The organism is Telluria mixta (genome assembly GCF_029223865.1).
Classification (GTDB): Bacteria; Pseudomonadota; Gammaproteobacteria; order Burkholderiales; family Burkholderiaceae_D; genus Telluria; species Telluria mixta.
On sequence record NZ_CP119520.1, the window covers coordinates 6,904,842 to 6,925,663 of the forward strand.

Genomic DNA, 20,822 nt, shown 5'->3' on the forward strand with positions numbered 1-20,822 from the left:
GTCAATACCCCGCCATCTCGCGCGCCTTGCCGATCACGCCGTAGCTGCGCTGCGGCGCCGACATCAGGAACTTGTAGCCTTCGTTCAGCAGGCGCTCGTAGTTCTTGGCCGTGACGTGCGGATTGCCGACCACGACCTTGTGCTTGTGGCACGTGTCGACGATCTGCTTCATCGCGGCCAGCACTTCCGGATGCTCGTACTGGCGCGCCAGGCCCAGCTCCTGCGACAGGTCGCCCTCGCCGATCAGGACGAAGCCTACGCCGGGCACGTTGGACAGGATGTCGTCCAGGTTCGCGATCGCCTGGGTGCTCTCGATCATCAGCCCGACGAGGAGCTCGCCCTGCGGCGCGAGCGGCCACACGTCGGCCTTCGCGTAATATTCGGCCTGCGACAGGCCCCAGTAGCGGGCGGCGTTAGCCGGACCGTCGCCGCGGATGCCTTTCGGCTCGTACAGCGGCGCGCTCTTCGGACGGGCATAGCGGCACGACGCGACGGCGTTCCAAGCCTGTTCGACGGTTGCGACGTGCGGCGTGATCACGCCGTAGACGCCGCGGTCCAGCACCTGCTTGGCGAAGCTCTGGTTCATCTCGGCGCCATTGGCCGGGATGCGCGCCAGCGGCGTCACGCCGGGCGCCACCGAGCCCGCTTCGGCGATCTGCTTGCGGTTCAGCAGGTATTGCAGCGCGTCGCCGAGCGCGGACACGTCGTACGGGTTGTGCTCCATCTCGAACACGATGCCGTCGTACGGCGCTTCGCTCATGTCGATGGCGCTCTGCCTGTCGATCTTGGAAAAGGCGGTGAACGCCGGCTTGCCCTGTTCCCAGGCGCGGATGATGCCGTTCAGGCGGTTATTGCTCATGGTTCGTCTCCTGTTGTGGGTGTCGGCCGCTCATGCCAGCGCCGGGTACAGCTTCTTGGCGGTGCCGCCGAAGATCCAGGCGCGGTCTTCCTCGCTCAGGCAGGCCAGGCACTCCCGGGCCGTGGCCAGGATTTCCGCCACCGAGCCGGGCGAGGTCGGGAAGTTCGAACCCCACGCCATCCGGTCGGCGCCGAACGCTTCCACCAGGCGCGGGAAGAAGGTGTCGGGGCTCGCCTTGTCCTTGCGCGCGTCGTTGAAGATGCGCGGCGCCAGCTTCAGGTAGATGTTCGGCAGCGCCGCCATCTCGAACAGGCTGGCCGCCTCCCTGTACGGCGGCCCGTCGGCCACGATGGGACGGGCCAGGTGGTCGAGGATGATGTTCACGGTCGGGAACCGTTGCGCCAGCATCGTCACCTGCGGCAGGCCGATCGGCCCGGTCTGGATGCACATCGGCAGGCCCAGCTCCGCCAGCGCTTCCCACGCCCGGAACGACTTCGGGTTATCGAGCTCGCTCGGGTCGAAGTCCTTGGTCGAGCCGCCGGTGAAGATGCGCAGCCCGGCCAGGCCCCTGTCCTTCAGGTCGTGGATGGTCGCGACCACGTCGTCGGCAAGCACGTCGACCGACCCGACCGCGACGAGGCGGTCCGGATACTGCCGGCAGCCGTCGAGCACATAGGAATTGTCGAAACCGTAGGTCGTCGACGAATGCACGACGGCGGCCTTGGCGACGCCCGCTTCGTCCATCGCGGCGATCAGCGACGCCACGGTATTGGGGTGTTCCTTCGACCAGTCCGAGCGCCTGCCGAACAGCGGTGCCGGCGGGTAGCGGGTCTCGTCGTCCGACACGATGTGCGGATGGATATCGATGATGTCCTGTTTCATGGCTTATCTTCCTTGTGCCTTCAGGCGCTGGTCCAGGCGCGGGTACACGCGGCGGGCATTGCCTTCGTAGATCTTGTAGCGGTCGTCGTCGCTCAGCGCGGCGATGCCGTCGACGTAGCGCTTCGTGTCGTCGAAATAGTTGCCGGTGTTCGGATCGCGCCCGCGCACGGCGCCGATCATCTCGGAGCCGAACAGCACGTTGTCGGCCGGGATGACCTTGGTGAGCAGTTCCACGCCGGGCTGGTGGTACACGCAGGTGTCGAAGAACACGTTGTCCAGCAGGCCTTCGAGCGGGCGCTCCATCATCTCCAGCGACATGCCGCGGTAACGGCCCCAGTGGTACGGCACCGCGCCGCCGCCATGCGGGATCACGAAGCGCAACGTGGGGAAATCCTTGAACAGGTCCGACTGCAGGATCTGCATGAAGACCGACGTGTCGGCGTTCAGGTAGTGCGCGCCGGTGCCGTGGAAGCACGGGTTGCACGACGCGGCCACGTGGATCATCGCCGGCACATCGAGCTCGGACAGGACTTCGTACAGCGGATACCACGAGCGGTCGGTGACCGGGGTGCCGGTCCAGTAGCCCCGGTCGGGTCCGGGTTCAGGTTGACGCCGACGAAGCCCAGTTCCTCGACGATGCGGCGCAGCTCGGGGATGCTGTTCTTCGGCGGCGCGTACGGCGACTGCGGCAACATGCCGACTGGTGCGAAGTTATCCGGATACATCTCGGTGACGCGGTACACGAGGTCGTTCGAGATCGCGGCCCATTCGAGGCTCGTGCGCTCGTCGCCCAGGTGGTGACTCATCAGGCCGGCGATGGGCGAGAACAAGGTCAGGTCGCTGCCGCGCTCCTGCTGCAGCTTCAGCTGGCCGTTCTCGATGGCGTCGCGGATCTGGTCGTCGGACACGCGCGCGCCGGTCAGCGGCGGCGTCCTGGACGGATCCTTGACGGCGTCGGTCTGCTGGGCGCGCCAGTCGCGCAGCGATTTGGGGATCGTGGTGAAATGGCCGTGGCAATCGATGATCATGGTGCTTTCCTCGCGAATCAGTGCTGGGGATCGACGAACAGTTCGTAGATCGACATGCGGCGCGGGGTCAGGCCCTGCTTGAACGCCGTGGCTTCCAGCGCTTCGATGGTCTTGAGGTTTTCCTGCAGGCCGTACGGCAGCGGATCGTGGCCGACGATCTCGCGCAGCTTGAGATACTTCTTGTCGCCCGCCGTCGTGGCTTCGCCCGCATCCAGGCGCGCCAGCCATTGCTGCTTGGCCTTGTCGAACGCGTCGTAGATCGCCCTGGCGACCCACGGATGCTCGGCCAGCACCGAATCCTTGACGACGATGGTGCCGTGCATCGGGTAGATGCCGGTGCGCGCATAGTAATCCGCCTCGAGCGCCGTCGCGTTCGGGAACAGGTCCGGGTAGTCTGCTTCGACTTCCTGCCAGCCGCCGGTCGGGGCGCCCGTGCGGCCGATGCCCGCGTTGGCCGCGAAGCCGGCCGCCAGTTCGCCCTTGGCCATCATGTCGGCCAGCGAGCTGTCCGCCGGCGCGTGGATGACGTTCGGCGGCAGCTGCAGCTGCGTGACGTGTTCCTCGTCGTCGACGACCCAGGTCACTTTCGAGGCATCGAGGCCGAATTCGTCGATCAGCACCTGGCGCGTCCACACGCCCGTCGTCACCGAGTAGGCGCGCACGCCGACCTTCTTGCCTTCCAGGTCCTTCGGCGTCCTGATGCCGGCATCCGGGCGCACGAGCAGGCCGCTGTGGTGGAAGCGGCGCACGACGAAGATCGGCAGCGCGACGAACGGGGCACCGTAGGCGCGGGCGATGATGTACGTGGTCGGCGCGAGTTCGCAGACGTCGAACTCGACGTCGCGCACCATGCGGCGGAACGCGCCGATCTGCGGCTTGACGGTGACGAATTCAGCGTCGACGCCTTCGATAGGGATGGAACCGTTGCGGATGGCGGCGGTCTGCGGGTGATCGGCGATCGCGATCTTGAGGTGAACCTTTTTCTGCATGTCAGATCTCCTTGTTTTGTATTGGAAAATACGAAGATCATGATAGGTCGCGGGGCTGTTCGCGGGCACTGCAAAACCCCGCACGGCCCCTGCTGGCTGCTTATGCCCGGCAGCCACGCGTGAAAACGAAAAACGCCAGCGCATCGTCATGCCTGGCGTGTGCGTGCGCCGCGTGGGTGCACGGGACAACGGGTTGCGCGGGACTTCTACATGGGCCCGGCGCTCCCGCACGTGACGCCACCGACCTTGAACGCACTGATGAGCTTTTCCAGCCGCGCTGCCTGGTCCTGAAGGCCGCCCGCCGCGCCGGCCGCCTCCTCCACCAGCGCCGCGTTCCGCTGCGTCATCTCGTCCAGGGTCGCGACCGCCCCGTTGATGTCGCCGATACCCGCCGCCTGTTCGCGGCTGGCGCTGCTGATCGCGCCGACGATGTCGGTGACGCGCTGGACGCTGTCGACCACCCGGTCCATCGTCGCACCGGCTTCGCTCACCAGCGCCGAACCCGTGTCGACTTGCGCGACCGATGCGGCCAGCAAGGCATGGATCTCCCTGGCCGCCGCAGCGCAGCGCTGGGCGAGATTACGCACTTCGCCGGCGACGACCGCGAAGCCGCGCCCCTGTTCGCCGGCCCGAGCCGCCTCGACGGCCGCGTTGAGCGCCAGGATATTCGTCTGGAACGCGATACTGTCGATCACGGACACGATGTCCACGATCCGCCGCGACGTTGCGTCGATGCCGCGCATGGTGTCGACCACGCGCGCCACGACCGCGCCGGCGTCGCGTGCCACGTCCGATGCGGCCACGGCCAGTGCACTCGCTTCCTCCGCATGCGCGGCATTGAGAGATACGGTCGACGTCATCTGTTCCATCGATACGCTGGTCTTTTCGAGCGCGCCGGCCTGCTGTTCGGTACGCACCGACAGATCCAGATTGCCGCCGGCGATCTGGCGCGACGCGGCGGCGATTTCACCGCTGCCGGCCTGCACCTGCGCCACGATTTTCAGGAGCGCGGCATTCATGTCCTTCAGCGCCCGCATCAGCTGGCCGGTTTCGTCGCGGCCGTGTACCGGGATGTCTGCCGACAGGTCGCCGGCCGCCACCGTGCGGGCCACGTCGACGGCGCGCCTGATCGGACGCACGATCGAACGCGTGATCAGCAGCGCCGCCCCCAGGCCCAGTACCAGCGCACCGCCGGCCGCGCCCCACATCATCCGGCGCGCATCGGCGAAGATCTTCGCTGCCGCCGCGGCCCGCGACTCGAAGTTCTTTTCCTCGAAGGTGATCTGCCTGCGGATCGCGTAGGCGAATGCCAGGTTGGTGTCGTAGGCGGGGCCGTACGCCAGGGCGACGGCCTCCTGTCGCCTGCCCTCGTTCGCCAGGGCCACGACCTGCCGGCACGCGTCCATGTAGCGGTCGCGGCGCGCAAGTGTATCGGCCAGCAGCGCCCTGCCTTCCGGCGTCGGGACGAGCGGTTCGAGATCCGCCAATGCCCTGTTCAGGTTACCGGTCGTCACGCCGATCTTCTTGCCCGCCATCGCGCGGACGACCGGATCGCTCGCGGTGGCCATCTGCGCCAGGCGGGTCATGCTGCCGCGCAGATTATCGGCCACGAGATTGGCCAGGCGTGCGCGCACCCAGACCTTGTTGGCCATGTCGTCCGACGTGCGGTTCAGGGCCTCCATGGCGTCGATGCCGAGGAAAACCATCGCCACCGTCATCGCAATCAGGATGCCGAAACCGAAACGCAGGCGGGTGGAAATCGTCAGGTCGCAGAACGTCATGATCATGGAAGCGCGGCCGCGGCGCGCGCCACCGCCATGTCGGCGACGGCGGCAAAGGGCTGGCGCGTCTTCAGGCTGCCCAGGCCGATGAACATGCGCTGCAGGTAGGCGATGTCGTCCTCGTCCAGCGCCAGGTTCTTCGAATACGGCTTCTGCACGCGGTTGAAGTCCCAGATCGCCTGCGCCGACGGCGCGTCGAACGCCTTCTGCGCGCGCCTGCGCGCTTCGAAGAAGGCGTCGTGCGAGGCCGGCGACATCAGGAACTCGTACAGCGCCCCATACGCGGCCATCGCGGCAACCAGGCTCTCGTGCTTATCCTTGAGCGCGGTGTCGGACGCGTAGGCGGTCTGGAAGGTGTAGCGCGGGAGCGCCTCCCACAGGTTGCCGCCGGCGACCGTCACGAGTCCGTCGCGGTCGTTCAGGTGCGAGATGCTCGCGCAGCAGGCGTCGGCCTCGCCGTCGACGACCGCGTGATAGCACTGGTCGTTGCTGCCCTTGTCGACGAATTTGACCTGGCGCTCGTCGATCCCCTTTTCCTTCAGGAGCTGCAGCATCGATTCGTGCAGCAGGCCGAGGTGCGGTCCGACCGCCACCGTCCTACCGGGCAGGTCGGCAAGCGTCCGGATACCGCCCGGTCGCGCATAGACCGTCAGCGCGCACTTCTTCATGCCGGCGCCGACGATCTTCACCGGCGCGCCCTGCCCGATCCGGGACAGCACCCGGTTGTAGCCCGACACCATGCAGACGTCCGCATGGCCAGCGGCGATGGCATCGAACGGGCCGGCGATGCCGACCGCCTCGACGATGACCGCGTCGACGCCGTAGCGCTCGAACAAGCCCTGCTGCGCCATCAGCGCGTTCAGCGTGGCGTTTTCCAGTCCGGGATTGCTGACGATCCGCAGCCGGGCCGCCGCGGCGCGCGCGACGTACGGCGCCGCGAGTCCGCCCGCGGCGAGGCCCAGGCCAAGCCGCGCGGCGCCGCGCAGGAAGCCGCGGCGGTCGATGGTATGTGTCATCCCACGTCTCCCGTTCCGTCCCTGGGCGGCAGCGCGTGCAGGCTCATGGCCAGCGACACGGACGTGAAGTAGCCGATGGTGACGAGCAGCTCGGCGATCGCGGCGCGGCCCAGCGTGGCCTCGTACGCGGCGAAGCGCGCGTCGTCGATCACGCCGCCGGCGAGGATGTCGCCGACCGCGTCGCATACCACGCCAAGACGGCCGTCGACATTCTCCGGCCGCCGCCCGGCCAGGATCGCCGCGACCGCCTCTTCCGGCACGCCGGCCTTCAGTGCATGCCGGCGGTGGTTGGCGATGACATACGGCGCGCGCCAGAACACGGCGGTGGCGAGGATCGCGACTTCAGTCTCCGCCTCGCTCAACACCGGCGAATGGTCGACATGGGTGCCGATGATTTCCATCCCCTCGGCCAGGCGGGGATTATGCAGCCAGATATTGAAGGGCGTGGGGATGCGCCCCCGCCCCTCGCCCAGGCGCGCGATCACCTTCTGCTGTGCCTCGCTGGCCCGTGCGGGGTCGATGGGTTCGAGCCGGTTCTGTGTCATGTCGATCTCCTTTTCGATGAAAACGATACTCAGGCGCCGCCGATGGCCAGCGCAGGGAACCATTCGCCCAGCAGGCTGCTCGGCCAGGGAATGTGCAGGACCTGGTCGAAGATCCCGTACAGGAAGGCCGTCACGCAGAGCGCCAGGATCGCGCTAGTCCGCCACGACTCGCGTCCCTCGACACGCATGAAGGCGACGATGAACAGCGGCACGGTCGGAATCAGGCCGATCACCGACGTGCAGGCGAGGAAGCCGAGCAGCCAGCCGAGGAATCCCGCGGCGCGGCGCAGCACGGTCTCGTCCGATACCGCGCCGTCGTGGTCGCCGCCCACGTCCATGTGGATGCCGGCGTGCGCCTGTCCCGGTCGTGCCGACGTGAAGAACACCTTGTTGGCGAGGCTGATGGCGCCGGCCGCGACGAGGATGCCGGCGACCACCGTCGGTCCGATCCGGGCCATGAAGTGCCATTGCTGCGCGGTCGCCAGCATGTACAGCGCGACGCCGATGAAGAACACGTACATCAGGTCCGCCGCTTTGAACGCGACCTTGCCGCTGGGCCGCACGCTGGCCAGTCCGCCGGTGCGCGCCAGCCGGTACAGGGGGCTGAGGAACACCAGCGCCGACACCGTGAGCAAGGCGAGCACGCCGGGACGCGTCATCCATTCGACGCCGTAGCGCATGACGGAGATCGACATATAGCGTTCGATCAGCACGCCCAGCACGGTACCGAGGATCAGGGGCGGCCGCGCCCATTTCAGGCGCTTCATCGTCCAGCCGATCGCACCGGCGATGAGCAGCACGAACAGGTCGCCCCAACTGCGCGAGCCTTCGAAGGCGCCGACGAAGACGACGGGCATGATGACCGGCAGGATCAGCGAGAAGCGCAGGGTCGCGATCCGGGCGAACTGGCCGCTGAGCAGGAAGCAGAGGCCGGCGCCGAAGATGTTCGCGAGCGCGATTGACCACACCATCGAGTACGTCATGTCGAGATGCTTGGTCAGCATGTCGGGACCGGGAATGAAGCCGTGCACCATCAACGCGCCGAGCAGGATGGCGGTTGCCGCGCCGCCGGGCACGCCGAACGCCAGCATCGGCACCAGCATGCCGCCTTCGCGCGCATTGTTGGCCGCTTCCGGCGCGATCACGCCGCGCACGTCGCCCTTGGTGAAAGTCTCCTTGCCGCCCTTGCAGGTCTGCATCGCATGGCCGTAGGCGATCCAGTCCGTCACCGCCCCGGTGATGCCCGGGACCATGCCGAGGAAGGAGCCCATGCCGCCGCAACGCAGCACGAGGAACCAGTTCCTCACGGTGTCCATGGCGCCTTGCCGCATGCCTGCGCGCGACTTGAGCGGGATGTTGGCCGCCAGCGTCGTGCGCTGGATGGCGAGGTCGCACAGCTCGGGCAGCGCGAAGATGCCGAGGATGATCGGCACCAGCGGGATACCGTCCAGCAGGTAGAGCGTGCCGCCGGTCCAGCGCTCCTGTCCCGTCTGGACGTTCGTGCCGATCATCCCGATCAGGATGCCGAAGCAGGCGACGACGACGCCCCGCAGCGGCGCGTTGCCCGACAGCGTCGCGACCATCGCGATGCCGAAGATCGTCAGGCCCAGCATCTCCGGTGTACCGATCGACAGGACGATGGGGCGCACCAGCGGCAGGCACACCGCGAGGACGAGCGCCCCGATCAGTCCACCGATCAGGGACGAGGTGTAGCACGCGCTCAGCGCGCGCGACGCTTCGCCGCGGCGGGTCATGGGCAGCCCGTCCAGCACGGTCGCCTGCGACGCCGCATGGCCCGGTATGCCGAACAGGACGGCGGTGATGACGTCCGAGGTCACGATCACCGCATGCATGCCCAGGAGCATGCCGAAGGCGGCGTACGGATCCATCGTATACGTGAATGGCACCAGCAGCGCGAAGCCGGTCAGGCCGCCGATCCCGGGCACCAGTCCCAGGGTCAGCCCGACCACGACACCGAAAATGAGAAAGATCAGGCGGTCGAATGACAGGATGATGGTCAGCGCGTGCAACGCCGCCGTCAGGGTGGGTGAGTCGTTCAGAAAATCCATGATTTGATCTGATAAGTAGGCGGGCTCACGCCGTGAGCCTGCGGATGATGGGCGGCGTCGTGGTACCGGTCATGTCGGCCTGAACCACTCTACCCCAGTGTCCTGCGATTTCGGTATTACTTTTCCTCCCGCTCCGCCAGCATCGGATACAGGACCTTCGCCGTGCGGCCCCAGATCCACGCGCGGTCGTCCTCGCTCAGTGCGGCGAAGCAGGCGTGGCCCTGTTCGATCAGCTTCTTCAACGGTCCGGCGGACGCCGGGAAATTCGAGCCGAAGGCCAAGTGGTCCGCGCCGAACACCTCGACCAGGCGCGGGAAGAACGCATCCGCGCCGCCGGGCGCCGCTTGCGCGAGCTCGAAGGTCTTCGGCGTGATCTTGAGGTAGATGTTGTCGTATTTCGCCAGGGCGAACAGGTCCGCGCAGGCGGCATACGGCGGGCCGCCGTCGAGCACCGGACGGCCGCAGTGATCCAGCGCGATCTTCACGCGGGGGAAGCGCTCCGCGAGCTGCGCCACCATCCCGAGGCCGGCCGGCGTGGTCTGGACGACGATGGTCATGCCGATGTCGGCACAGCGTTCCCAGATCGGGAACGTGGCCGGGTCGACCAGCCAGTTGCCGTCGGTCTGGTGGGTCGCGCCGCCGGTGAACAGCCGGATGCCCCCCATGCCGCGCGCCAGCCAGTAGTCGAAGGTCGCGAGCGCGTCGGGCGCGAGCAGGTCGAACGAATAGACGCCGGTGAAGCGCCCGGGTTGCTGCGCCACGCTGTCGGCGACGTACGAGTTGTTGTGGCCGTAGGTGGTCGAGGAATGCACGATGGCGGCCTTGGCCACGCCGGCTTCGTCCATCTGCGCGACGAGCTGCTCGAAGTCGACCGGCCGCGTGGCGGACCAGTTCGAGCGATGCCCGTGCTGGGGCGCGATCGGGTAGCGCACGGTGTCGGTCGAGACGATGTGCGGGTGGATATCGATGATTTCCGGGTGCATGATGAGCGGTCCTTGGATCTGCGTTGATGTGAGCGACAGGCGTGACGGGTCCTTCGCGAGGGCGGGCCCGTCGGGCCGCCGCTCACGTCTTCCCGGCTGTCAGACTGGAATCAGTGTCGGAGCTTGCGCGCGCTCTCGATCACGGAAGGGGGGGCGGCATACAGCTTGCCGACGATCTGCTCGACCGCGGCCCCGTCGATGGCGTCGACGGGATAACCCTGGACCTTCATCGCCTTGATGAACGCGGGATCCGCGATGGTTTGCGCGAAGGCGGAACGCAGGGCATCGAGACGGTCCTGCGGCACGTTCTGCGGCACCGCAATGGGCCGCCCGGCCTCGAAGGGCAGCAGGATGAAATCGAACAAGGCCTTGTCATCCGGCCTGGTGACATAGGCGCTCAGGTTCGGAACGTTCGCGAAGTCAGGGTGGCTCTTCCACCCCACGTTCAGCAATACCTTCAGTTTGCCGTTGGCGAGCAGCTTCTTCGGCTCGCCCACCTTCAGTCCATCGACAGTCGAGGCCCAGCCATCGACTTCGCCGCGCTGCATCGCCAGGTAGACCTCGCCTCGCCCCGTATAGCCCGGCACGATCTGCATCTTCGCGCCGAGACGCTCGTCGAGCAGCGCCGGCAGCATCCGGTTCTCGTTCGAGAAGCCGGTCGCGCCGATATAGAATTTTTTCCTGAAGAGGTCGTCGCTCGTCGTCACGCCGGATCGGGCCATCGCGACCATCACGTAGCTGACCTTGTCGAGGCTGCCGATCCACCTGACCTTGCGCGGATCGAAACTGCCCTCCCTGGGCTCGAGCAGCGGAATATAGAGGTTGTTACGCTGCAGGAGACCGATGACGGTGCCGTCGCTCGGCTGCCTGGACTGCAGCGAGTTCGCCGCCACCATGCCGCCGGCCCCGACGAGGTTCATCACCACGACCTTCGGTTGTCCGGGAATGTGCTTGACGAAGAAGCTGGCGAACTGCCGCGCGACCGTGTCGCTCGGCGTGCCGGCGTCGGCGCTGACGAGGATTTTCAGCGTCTTGCCGCGGTAAAAATTCTCGACGGACTGCGCCAGGGCAGGCGCGGCGAGCGCCGTGGCCGCGGCGAGTGCGAAACCGAACAGGGCTGCCCGGCGTGCGAAAAGCATCTGCATGTTGTCTCCTGATATCGTCTGCGAAGAGGGCATGGTCGGGCCCTTCCTCCATTCCGCGTGCCGGGATTCATCGTTTTTTTACGCCGGTCTGTCTGCGGGAATGGAAATCATGATATCTGGCTGCGATGCTGACAGGCACTGCTAAACGCAGGACCATCCCTGCATCGCGCTTATGCCGTCCATGCTGCAAGCAATGGGCACGGGCGTGTTTGCGATCAGTATCCGACTTCGCGGAGGAACTCCGCGGGACTGCGTTCCCGCCAGCCCGCAGCGGATCGCGTACTTGAACACGCGGGAGCAGTTCACGGTCTGCCTGTTCGCGATCTCCAGAGCGCCGCGTCGCTCGATGCCCCGGATGGCGTCGAGCACATCAGGCGCATGATCTCCTCTGCGTACGCGGCTGCCACTTGTTGATAATAGTCCGATGCCAGTCGCGCGCCACATGCTCAAACGTATTCTGCCACCAGCCGGAGTCACTTCGACGTACAAGCCGCCCCCGTCGGCTAACTTGTAGGGCCTGTCCGCGGGTTTCGCGTTGCGGATCTGGAGTTGGGTCAGCGGCGGTACACGCTTGGGCTTTTTGGGGGCCTCCTGTCCACGGGGCTCCGAAGAAAGCTCCAAAAATCTCTGGCAAGACGGGGACTGTGCTGGACGGTGAGGCAAAAAAACCCGCCGTCTCTATGAGAACAGCGGGTTCTTTGATGTCCTTAAACCTGCAAGGACGATGTTCTGGCGCAGGCGGCGTCCGCCATCTCTCCTATGAGAAATCGCGGTTTATCGGATTTACCCACACGGCTACCCCGCGGCCTTAGTCATGGTGCTGCACCGTCACTCTCCTAAACCGTTACAGCGAGTCTTAATCACCTACCAGTGCGGCCGGCTCGCCAGCAAATGCGTCGCAGCCTGCGCGTCGACCGGCGGCGAGAACACATAGCCCTGACCGAAATCGGCTTTCAGCTCGCGCAGTCGCGCCAGCGACGCAAGCGTCTCGACGCCCTCCGCAATCACTTCCATCTTCAGGCTGCGTGCGAGCGCGACGATCGCCTGGACGATTTCATCGTGCTTGGCCTCCACCGCCATCCTGCGCACGAACGACGCGTCGATCTTGAGCACGTCGATCGGGAAACTGTGCAGGTAGGACAAGCTCGAATAACCCGTGCCGAAATCGTCCACCAGGAACTGGACCTCACGCTTCTGCAGCCGTCCGAGCGCGGCGTTGGCGCCCTCGCTGCTATGCATGAGCACGCTTTCGGTGATTTCCAGCTTCAGGTAACGCCCCTCCAGTCGCGCGTCTTCCAGCACCTGGAGTACAGTATCGGCCAGGTCCGGCTGGGCGAACTGGACGCCTGACACGTTGACGCTGATCTTCGCCTGCAAGCCCGGGAACTGCGCCTGCCACGCGCTCAACTGCCGGCATGCTTCCTGCATGATCCAGCGCCCGATGGAAACGATCAGCCCGGTATCCTCGGCCACGGGAATGAACTCAAGTGGCGACACCAGCCCGCGTTCCGGGTGTTGCCAGCGCGCCAGCGCTTCGAAACCCTCGATCCCGCCGTTTGCCAGGTTCACCAGAGGCTGGTAATAAACCGCCAGCTCGTGCCGCTCGAGCGCGCGGCGCAGGTCCGTCTCCAGGTTTAACTGATTGATTGCGAAGGCATGCATCCGGGCGTCGAACACCTCGCAGTGGCCCTTGCCCTGCACCTTGGCCCGCTGGTTGGCGGTATCGGCGTCGCGCAGCATTTCTTCCGGACTGGCATAGTGTTCCGGGCCGAGCGCTATTCCTATGCTGGCGGTGGTGAATACTTCGTGGCCGGCGACAGACAGCGGTGCCGTCAGCGCGGCCTGGATTTTATCGGCAAACGCCACCGCGACGGCGGCGCTGCCGACCTCGGCCATCAGTACGGCGAACTCGTCCCCGCCGAGGACGGCCACCGTGTCATGAGGACCGATCCGTGCCTGCAGCTCGCGCGCGAACGCGATGACGAGGGCGTCGCTTACGGCATGGCCAAGGCTGTCGGTAATGATCTTGTAACGGTCGAGGTCGATCAACAGCACGGCAAAGGCACACCGAGCCTGGCCGGGGTTGCAGTCGAAGGCCGCACGCAGACGCTCCATGAACAGGAGCCGGTTGGGCAATCCCGTCAGGGCGTCATGTTGCGCCCGGAAGCGCAACAGTTCCTCGGCCAGCTTGCGCTCCGTGATGTCGGTCTGCGAGCCGGCGATCCGATACGGATGCCCATCCTGGTCGCGCACCGCCAGGCCGCGCGTGAGCATCCAGTGCAGTTCGCCGCGCTTGTTGCACATCCGGTGCTCGCTTTCGAAATGGGCTGTTGCGCCTTCGAGGTGGGACTGTAGCCGCGCCTGCACAACCGGACGATCTTCCTCGCTCAAGCGCGAAAACCACTCATTGACGCCATCGCCAATGTCCTGCTCGTCGAAGCCGAGCATGGCTTTCCAGCGGGGCGAGTAGTACACCGCTCCGGAGCGCAGGTCCCAGTCCCACAGGCCGTCGTTTGCGCCCCGGGCGGCCAGCGCATAGCGTTCCTCGCTGATGCGCAGGCGTGCCTCCGCCTCCCTCCGTGCGCGTCGCACCTCGACCTCGCGTAGTTCGCGCGCCACCGCCGGCACGAGCCGCGCCAGATTGCTCTTCAGGATGAAATCGTGCGCGCCGGCTTTCAGCAGGCTCACCGCCGTTTCTTCGCCCAGCGTTCCGGACACGATAATGAACGGCAGGTCGCAGCCGCTGGCCTTGAAGATCTCCAACGCCGCAGTGCCGGAAAACCTGGGAAGCGTGTAGTCGGAAATGACGAGGTCGAAAGCATCGCAATCGCCCAGTGCGGTCCGGGTCGCGGTCTCGGTGTCCACGCGGGTCGGTACAGGATCATAGCCGCCGCGGCGCAGCTCGCGCATCAGCAACAGGACATCGTCTTCGACGTCTTCGACGATCAGCACGCGCAGCCGCAGTCCCGCCACGATAATCAGCCTCCCCCGGGCGGCGTTTCATTAAGCTCCAGCCAATACGCCCCTAACTGGCCAACCGCCTCCGTGAACTCGACGAAATCGACCGGCTTGCGGATGTAGCTGTTAGCGCCACGGCCATAGCTCTCCAGCAGGTCGCCCTCCTCGCGCGACGACGTCAGGATCACGACGGGCAGGATTCGGGTACGGCCGCTCGCACGCAGTTGTCGAAGAACCTCGAGTCCTTCGACCTTCGGCAGCTTGAGGTCGAGCAGCACCACCGCTGGCAGAGCGCCGCTGCCCAGCAGGTATTCCAGGGCTTCGGCACCGTCGCGTTTGACCACGATGTCGGTGATGTTGTGCTTGCGGAAGGCACGCAAGGCGAGCGACTCATCGTCGGCATTGTCTTCCACCAGCAGCACGGACCTGTTTGCCATGAAGCCTCTCGAAGGAATATTGTATGGGGCAGTCACGGCGTATCCGAATGCTCCCCAAGGACGAAACGGAACATGGCCCCGGCCTCCGGTGCCGCCGCGGCCCATACCTCCCCGCCATGCCGGTGCACGATGCGCTGCACGATCGAGAGTCCGACACCGGTGCCAGGAAATTCGGCCGCCGTATGCAGGCGCTGGAATGCACCGAACAGCTTGCCGGCGTAGGCCATGTCGAAACCGGCGCCGTCATCGCGCACATAGTACACCCGCCGCCCATCGTTACGCAGCTCACTGCCGAATTCGATGCGCGCCCGCGCATGCCGGGAGGTGTATTTCCAGGCATTGCCCAGCAGGTTTTCCAGCACGGCGCGCAGCAACCGCGCGTCCCCGTGCGCGGTCACACCTTCCTCGATGACGAATTCGACTTCCCGCTGGGGTTCAAGCGCCCTGAGCTCGCCGGCAATCGAGCGGGCGATGGCCGACAGATCCACCGTCTCACGTCGTATTTCCGTCCGCGACAAGCGCGACAGGGTCAACAGGTCGTCGATCAGCTGCGCCATGCGCTGGCTCGCGGCACGCACCCGCCGCAGTGAGTCGCGCCCCTCGTCGTCCAGTTGCTCGGCGTAGTCCTCCAGCAGCACCTGGCTGAACCCGTCGATGCTCCTCAGTGGTGCGCGCAGGTCGTGCGACACCGAATAGGAAAACGACTCCAGTTCGCGGTTGACCGCCTCGAGCTCCGCCGCGCGCCGCGCCAGCGTACGGTTGAGCTGGGCAATCGCGGCATCGGCCTGCCTGCGCGCGCTGATGTCGGCGACGATGCCGAGGTAGCCCGTGATGCACCCCTGCGCGTCGCGCAGCGCGGTGATCGATACCAGCACCGGGACCTGGCGCCCATCCTTGCGGAGGAGATCGTATTCGCCTTCCTCCACCCCCTGGCGCCTGGCGACGGCAATGAGAGCATCGAAGCCGGTCCCCACGGGCTCACCATATTCGCGTTGCAATATGGCTGCGCGCTCGGCGAGCTCGCCCGGACCGTGAAACAGTTCGGGCGTTGCCTTGCCGATCACTTCGGCGGCGCCATAACCAAGCAACGCCTCCGCGGCCGGGTTGAAGGTACGGATGATGCCATGCGTATCGGTGGCGATGATTGCATAGTTCGCGCTTTCGAGAATGGCGCGCAGAAAAGTCAGTGCCGCCTCCAGTTCGTGCTCCGCGTGCCTGAGCTCAGTAATGTCAGTGGCGATGCCGCCCAGGCCATAAATGGTCCCGTCGTCGCCACGCATCGCGAAGCGGGTGAGCAAAAAGTCCCGTAGGCCCTTGCCCGGTATCGGAAAGCTTCGTTCCAGTTGCAGCGGCACGCCGTCGGCGAGGATCCGGGCATCTTCCTGCTGGATCTGCAGGGCCAGGTGAGCGGGCAGGAAGTCGAACACCGTCTTCCCGATCAACTCGTCACGCGGCAGGCCGTAGGTCTCGGCGAACTGGCGGTTCAGATGCACATACCGCCCTTCGGGATCCTGCACGTAGATGACCGCCGGAGAATTCTCGAGTATTCCCTGCAGCCGCGCCTCGTTGACCCGTAACGCAATCGCCGCCTGCTCCAGTTGGCGCGACTTTTCCTCCAGGCGCGCGGTACGTTCGGCGACCAGCAGTTCGAGATTGGCATTGAGCGCGCGAAAGCGCTCCTCGCTCTCGCTCAGTGTCTGCGCCGCCGTTTGCGCCGCGACCTTCGCCTGTTCTTCCGACGCGAGGCGGTGCGTGAGTTCGTCACGTGCCGCCTGTTCCTGCCGGACGGCGCGCTGCAGCGCCCGGCTCAGCGTATCGAGTTCCCGGATCCGTGTGCCTGGAATCTGAGGGACCTCGCCACGCCGCAGGGCATCGGCCGACCCGGCCAGGGCGATGAGGGGCAGGGCCAGGCGGCGCTGCAGCCGGTGCGCCAGCCAAAGCCCGACCCCGGCCATCAGCAGCGTCGTGGCCAGCCAGGGCACGAAGGTCCGGTACACCGGGGCGAAAACGCGATGACGTGGAACGGCAACCACGATGGTCCAGTCGGAGGGCTGGATGCGCCGATAAGCATAAACGAGCGGCTCACCTTCGCGGCTGATCATATCCCCCATGCCTTCCGGGCCGAGCGCGGCCCCCCGGTCGAACGGCGGCGATGCGCGCATGCCAAGGAAGCGAGCGCCGTCGCGGTTACGTGCAATCAGGCGGCCATTGCCATCAATAATCGCCGTCGTTGTCGCATCCGCGCTGCGTTCGCGCGCCAGCAAGGCAATCAGCGTATCGGGCGTGAAGCCTACGATCAGACGATAACTCCGCTTGCCATCGCCCAGCACCGGGATCGCGGTACCCAGCACCGGCCGCTTGAGTACCGGTCCGTACACCAGGGCGCTGACGAGCGGGCGCTGCGCATACGCCAGGTCGACCATGCGTGGATCGGAGGTTGGGAGGAGTCGCCCATGCCATTCCACTTCAGGCGGCTCAATGACCTTTCTGGGAAGAGCGGCACCATACGGAACGTTGGTATTGATCAGTTGCTGCCCTGACGGGTCCTGCAGTGTGATCCAGCTGGGCGCACGCGGTTTGATCGCCGCCGCCGCGGCCGCGTGAAATTCGGCCCAGTTTCGGGATTCGAGGGCAGGCAGCGCGGCAAGCGTTTCCACGATGGCCAGATTGACGTCAAGCTCCTGCCCTACTGCCAGCGCCAGGGTCTGCGTCCGCTGGCGCAGCGCGTCCATCACGGTGGTGCGCTGCTGGCCCCATTCCATCCAGAGGAATGCGCTCGCCACGAGCACCAGCGGTAGCTGCGAGGCCAGCAACAGCCACAGCAGGGCGGCGCGCAGCGACTGAGGGGCGCTCCTCGCGTCCGGCGTGACGGTCATCGAGGAATGTTCGGTCTGTGCGTCGAGTTTTTTCATGGCTAAGTCCGCCACAACTTATTGCACTTCGAAACATCAAGGCAGGCAGGTCCGGGAGCCGGCAGCCCTGAGTACAGGCCGCCCGCCGGATGTTGATGAAGCGCTGCGGTTGACGTGCGCGTTCACCGAGAACGGACGACGGCAACTGCAGTCTACTTGCGGGAGGAAACGATTGCCAGCGCCGGAGACCGCCGGCGCGGCTTTCCTTGCCGAATCCATCCGCCAGGCCGTATGCGAACGCCGCCTCGCCCATTGCGGCAGTCCCGCGTACGTCGTCACGATCAGCGCGGGCGTCGCTAGTGCACGCACCGGACGGCAACCAGCGCCGCCGGCATTGACGGGGGCGGCCGACACAGCACTGTATGCCGCCAAGGAAGCCGGCGCAACCGTATTCACATTGCCGACGGCAAGGCTCACGTATCGCCAACCGTCACGCGGGCCGCGTGGTGGTCGCCCCGTCGCACGTACCGGATGACTAAGAGAAATTGCAGAACCGTTGGGGTTCACTTTGCGGGATCAATCAAGCTCGCGCATCACTCCCTCAGCGGTCGTCACCCCGACGGTCTTCCCGATATAACGTTTCCAAGCGCCTTGTTGAGAATGACATACGCGGTGCGAAGCTTGCCTTCGCTCGCCACCAGATCGAAGCGCGCCTGGAGCCAGTTGCGCTGCGCGTCGATGACGGCGACATAGTCCGTGGTCCCACCCGCAAAACGGGCTTGTGCCAGCTCGTAAGCCTCCCGGGCACTGTCCACCCTCCGCATGAGATCGTAACGTTCCTGCTGGTTGGCGGCATAACTGCTCAGCCCGTCGTCGATTTCCTGCCAGGCCTGCAGGACCGTCCGCTGGAACTGGATGGCGGCCTCCTGCTGCTGCAGTTCGCGGAGCTGGACCACGCGCTGGCGCCGGCCGTGATCGAACAGGGGCAAGTCGAGGCTGGGTCCGATGGACCAGGTCCGGCTGCCCCAATCGGTGAAATCGCTTTTGAGATACGACTCGAAACCCGCATGCGCGCCCAGTCGAATGCTTGGATAGAGGTCGGCACGCGCAATACCGATATTGGCGGTGGCCCGGCGTAACTGCGCCTCGGCGTTCCGGATATCGGGGCGCCGCCGCGCGACGTCCGACGGCAGCCCGAGCGACAGGTCGGGCAGTTCCCCGACCCCGGGTCGTGTGCCCGGTGCCAGGAGCGTGCGCAATTCGCCCGGCCGCTTTCCGAGAAGCAGGGTGAGCTGGTTGATGCCCGCCGCTTCCTGCGCGCGCAGCGCAGGCAACTGGGCCGTGCGCGCGGCGAGGTCGGACTGCTGGCGCGCAAGGTCCGCGTGACCGAGCGTGCCGCCTCGCACCCGCGCCGCGACAATGCGCAGGCGCTCGCGCAGGGCCGCCTCGTCCTCGCCCAGGAGCGCGATCTGCGCCTGCGCCGTACGTACGTCGAGGTAGCGGCGCGCCACTTCGCTGGCCAGGCTCAGGCGCGCAAGGTCGAGCAGCGCGGCCTGGCTGGCCACGTCCGCGTCCGCCGCCTCGACGGCGTGGCGCACGCGGCCCCACAAGTCCGGTTCCCAGGACGCATCGAAACCCGCCTGGTACAGGGTAAATGGTTGGGCAAGAAGCGGCGCAATCCGGTCGCGGTCGGTACCGATGACGTCGATCAGGCGGGTGCCTGCGCCGAGCTCGCTCTGGCGTTGCCGCGTCGCGGCGGCCGTCAGGCCGACACGCGGGCCGCCCTCTGCCTCGGCGACGCCGCGCTGGCCCCTGGCTTCGGCAAAGCGCAGCGCGGCCGTGCGGAGATCGAGGCTGGCGTCCAGCGCTTCGGCTTCCAGCCGGTCGAGCACGGGGTCGCCGAGTGCTTCCCACCAGCGGCCGGTCAAGCCTGGCGCGGCCGACGTTCCGGCCGGGAGCAGGCTCGCGTCCCCGCCATGCCAGTCCCCCATCGATCGGGTGCGGCCACGGTCGGTTTCACGTAGGCGGGACCGCCGGCGCAGCCCGCCAGTGTCAACGCAAGGGCCGTCGCGATGACGCGCGACACCGGCGTCGCGAGACGCGTGACAAATCGGGTGGAGGGGATTCGGGTAGGCATCGCCGTCTCACTTTCAGGACATCGGGAAAGGTTACGAAAGCCGGTTGCGGAACAGCCAGGCCGCCAGCGGCAGGGTCACGGCGGCAACCGCCAGCATGGGAATGAAGTCGGCGCCGACTTCGTGCAGTCCCGCCCCCTCCAGGTACACACGGCGCACGAGATCCATCCCGAAGCGCAAGGGATTCGCATACGTCGCGATCTGGAGAATCCGCGGCATGTTGCTTGCGGGCGTCAACAGGCCGGACAAGAGCATCATCGGCATGATCAGCAGGAAGGTATAGAGCATGGCCTGCTGCATGTTCAGCGCCAGGGCGGAAATCGACAGGCCGATGCCCACGGCGGCCACGGTGAATGTGACCAGGCCGAGGTAAAGCAGCCAGGCCGCCCCGTTCATCGGGATATGGAACCAGAAGCGGATGATGAGCAGGATGATCGTCGACTGCACCAGGCCCACGAGGATGGCCGGCACCGCCTTGCCGATCAGGATCTGCATGGGCGTCAGCGGCGTCACCAGCAACTGGTCGAACGTGCCCTGCTCGCGCTCGCGCGCGACCGAGAGCGCGGCGATCAGCAGCGTTTGCAGCATGCTGAGCGCGGCGATCAGGCCTGGCATGATGTTCCAGCGCGATTCCAGGTTGGGGTTGTACCAGGCACGCCGTTCGACACTTACCGGCGGCGCGGCGCCGCGCGCCCGGTTGACATCGCCGACGATGGCGCCGACGTAGGCGGCGGCCACGCCCGCCGTGGATGAGTTGCGCCCGTCCAGGATCAGTTGCAGCGGGGCCGTGCCGGCGGCGGCCAGGCGCGCCTCGAAGTCGGCCGGGAACACGAGTACGAACAGCACGTCGTCGTCGTCGATGGCACCGGCGATCTGGTCGGCGCTGCGCAGCACCGCGGTTCGCTCGAAGACCCCCGTACCGTCGAGGCGGCTGACGATCACGGCCGAGGCGGCGCCATGGCTCTGGTCCAGCACGGCGTAGGGCGCATGGGTCAGGTCGTAGGTTGCCGCATACCCGAACAGCAGCGACTGCAGCAGCGCCGGCGCGAACAGGATCACCCGGCTCGATGGCTCTTTCAACAAGGCCAGCAGCTCCTTCCTGCACAGGAAGGCGATGCGGAGCACGAAGTCAAGCAGGTCGGT

General features: G+C 66.3%; 16 protein-coding genes and 1 pseudogene. 1 reads left to right on the top strand and 16 read right to left on the bottom strand.

Annotated elements, in window-relative coordinates:
• Position 1: 1 nt before the first annotated feature.
• The 14 genes and pseudogenes from P0M04_RS30315 to P0M04_RS30375 form a co-directional block, all read right to left on the bottom strand.
• A complete protein-coding gene (locus P0M04_RS30315) occupies positions 2 to 859 on the bottom strand; it encodes an HpcH/HpaI aldolase family protein (protein WP_259450259.1) in 858 nt (285 codons plus the stop codon).
• A 30-nt stretch (positions 860 to 889) separates the two neighbouring features.
• Positions 890 to 1,741, bottom strand: coding sequence for an amidohydrolase family protein (locus P0M04_RS30320; protein ID WP_259450260.1), 852 nt, complete (start codon positions 1,739 to 1,741; stop codon positions 890 to 892).
• Between the two features lie 3 nt (positions 1,742 to 1,744).
• Positions 1,745 to 2,769 (bottom strand): annotated as a pseudogene (locus P0M04_RS30325) (amidohydrolase family protein).
• 17 nt (positions 2,770 to 2,786) lie between these two features.
• A complete protein-coding gene (locus P0M04_RS30330; protein ID WP_259450262.1) occupies positions 2,787 to 3,758 on the bottom strand; it encodes an ABC transporter substrate-binding protein in 972 nt (323 codons plus the stop codon).
• A 206-nt stretch (positions 3,759 to 3,964) separates the two neighbouring features.
• Positions 3,965 to 5,545, bottom strand: coding sequence for a methyl-accepting chemotaxis protein (locus tag P0M04_RS30335; protein WP_259450263.1), 1,581 nt, complete (start codon positions 5,543 to 5,545; stop codon positions 3,965 to 3,967).
• On the bottom strand, positions 5,542 to 6,555 hold the full coding sequence (locus tag P0M04_RS30340; protein ID WP_259450264.1) for an ABC transporter substrate-binding protein: 1,014 nt from the start codon (positions 6,553 to 6,555) through the stop codon (positions 5,542 to 5,544). Before P0M04_RS30340 ends, P0M04_RS30335 begins: the two co-directional genes overlap by 4 nt.
• Positions 6,552 to 7,100, bottom strand: a complete 549-nt coding sequence (locus P0M04_RS30345) for a carboxymuconolactone decarboxylase family protein (RefSeq protein WP_259450265.1) — start codon at positions 7,098 to 7,100, stop codon at positions 6,552 to 6,554. Before P0M04_RS30345 ends, P0M04_RS30340 begins: the two co-directional genes overlap by 4 nt.
• A gap of 29 nt (positions 7,101 to 7,129) precedes the next feature.
• Positions 7,130 to 9,169 (bottom strand): tripartite tricarboxylate transporter permease, encoded by a 2,040-nt coding sequence (locus P0M04_RS30350; protein WP_259450266.1) that lies wholly within the window; start codon positions 9,167 to 9,169, stop codon positions 7,130 to 7,132.
• A 116-nt stretch (positions 9,170 to 9,285) separates the two neighbouring features.
• Positions 9,286 to 10,152, bottom strand: coding sequence for an amidohydrolase family protein (locus tag P0M04_RS30355; protein ID WP_259450267.1), 867 nt, complete (start codon positions 10,150 to 10,152; stop codon positions 9,286 to 9,288).
• 110 nt (positions 10,153 to 10,262) lie between these two features.
• Positions 10,263 to 11,297, bottom strand: a complete 1,035-nt coding sequence (locus tag P0M04_RS30360) for a Bug family tripartite tricarboxylate transporter substrate binding protein (RefSeq protein ID WP_259450268.1) — start codon at positions 11,295 to 11,297, stop codon at positions 10,263 to 10,265.
• 141 nt (positions 11,298 to 11,438) lie between these two features.
• Positions 11,439 to 11,741 (bottom strand): phage integrase central domain-containing protein, encoded by a 303-nt coding sequence (locus P0M04_RS32995; RefSeq protein ID WP_371877342.1) that lies wholly within the window; start codon positions 11,739 to 11,741, stop codon positions 11,439 to 11,441.
• A 420-nt stretch (positions 11,742 to 12,161) separates the two neighbouring features.
• Positions 12,162 to 14,249, bottom strand: coding sequence for an EAL domain-containing protein (locus P0M04_RS30365; RefSeq protein ID WP_259450269.1), 2,088 nt, complete (start codon positions 14,247 to 14,249; stop codon positions 12,162 to 12,164).
• Positions 14,250 to 14,275: 26 nt separating this feature from the next.
• Positions 14,276 to 14,692: a response regulator gene (locus P0M04_RS30370; protein WP_259450270.1), complete on the bottom strand. Its 417-nt coding sequence runs from the start codon at positions 14,690 to 14,692 to the stop codon at positions 14,276 to 14,278.
• Between the two features lie 32 nt (positions 14,693 to 14,724).
• Positions 14,725 to 17,604, bottom strand: a complete 2,880-nt coding sequence (locus P0M04_RS30375) for a PAS domain S-box protein (protein ID WP_259450271.1) — start codon at positions 17,602 to 17,604, stop codon at positions 14,725 to 14,727.
• On the opposite strand from P0M04_RS30375, the gene P0M04_RS33000 reads away from it, so the two are divergent.
• A complete protein-coding gene (locus P0M04_RS33000; RefSeq protein ID WP_371877343.1) occupies positions 17,603 to 18,079 on the top strand; it encodes a diguanylate cyclase domain-containing protein in 477 nt (158 codons plus the stop codon). The genes P0M04_RS30375 and P0M04_RS33000 overlap by 2 nt on opposite strands.
• Positions 18,080 to 18,155: 76 nt before the next feature.
• Here P0M04_RS33000 and P0M04_RS30380 read toward each other — a convergent pair whose 3' ends face one another.
• Together P0M04_RS30380 and P0M04_RS30385 are read right to left on the bottom strand one after the other, a co-directional pair.
• Positions 18,156 to 19,436, bottom strand: a complete 1,281-nt coding sequence (locus P0M04_RS30380; protein ID WP_281042190.1) for an efflux transporter outer membrane subunit — start codon at positions 19,434 to 19,436, stop codon at positions 18,156 to 18,158.
• Positions 19,437 to 19,712: 276 nt separating this feature from the next.
• Positions 19,713 to 20,816, bottom strand: coding sequence for an ABC transporter permease (locus P0M04_RS30385; protein ID WP_259450456.1), 1,104 nt, complete (start codon positions 20,814 to 20,816; stop codon positions 19,713 to 19,715).
• Positions 20,817 to 20,822 lie beyond the last annotated feature (6 nt).

Coding starts and splice junctions, on each gene's coding strand:
- P0M04_RS32995 (WP_371877342.1), bottom strand. CDS start 11,741: ATGTGGCGCGCGACTGGCATCGGACTATTATCAACAAGTGGCAGCCGC.
- P0M04_RS30320 (WP_259450260.1), bottom strand. CDS start 1,741: ATGAAACAGGACATCATCGATATCCATCCGCACATCGTGTCGGACGAC.
- P0M04_RS30370 (WP_259450270.1), bottom strand. CDS start 14,692: ATGGCAAACAGGTCCGTGCTGCTGGTGGAAGACAATGCCGACGATGAG.
- P0M04_RS30360 (WP_259450268.1), bottom strand. CDS start 11,297: ATGCAGATGCTTTTCGCACGCCGGGCAGCCCTGTTCGGTTTCGCACTC.
- P0M04_RS30330 (WP_259450262.1), bottom strand. CDS start 3,758: ATGCAGAAAAAGGTTCACCTCAAGATCGCGATCGCCGATCACCCGCAG.
- P0M04_RS30315 (WP_259450259.1), bottom strand. CDS start 859: ATGAGCAATAACCGCCTGAACGGCATCATCCGCGCCTGGGAACAGGGC.
- P0M04_RS30345 (WP_259450265.1), bottom strand. CDS start 7,100: ATGACACAGAACCGGCTCGAACCCATCGACCCCGCACGGGCCAGCGAG.
- P0M04_RS30350 (WP_259450266.1), bottom strand. CDS start 9,169: ATGGATTTTCTGAACGACTCACCCACCCTGACGGCGGCGTTGCACGCG.
- P0M04_RS33000 (WP_371877343.1), top strand. CDS start 17,603: ATGGCTAAGTCCGCCACAACTTATTGCACTTCGAAACATCAAGGCAGG.
- P0M04_RS30355 (WP_259450267.1), bottom strand. CDS start 10,152: ATGCACCCGGAAATCATCGATATCCACCCGCACATCGTCTCGACCGAC.
- P0M04_RS30335 (WP_259450263.1), bottom strand. CDS start 5,545: ATGATCATGACGTTCTGCGACCTGACGATTTCCACCCGCCTGCGTTTC.
- P0M04_RS30340 (WP_259450264.1), bottom strand. CDS start 6,555: ATGACACATACCATCGACCGCCGCGGCTTCCTGCGCGGCGCCGCGCGG.
- P0M04_RS30375 (WP_259450271.1), bottom strand. CDS start 17,604: ATGAAAAAACTCGACGCACAGACCGAACATTCCTCGATGACCGTCACG.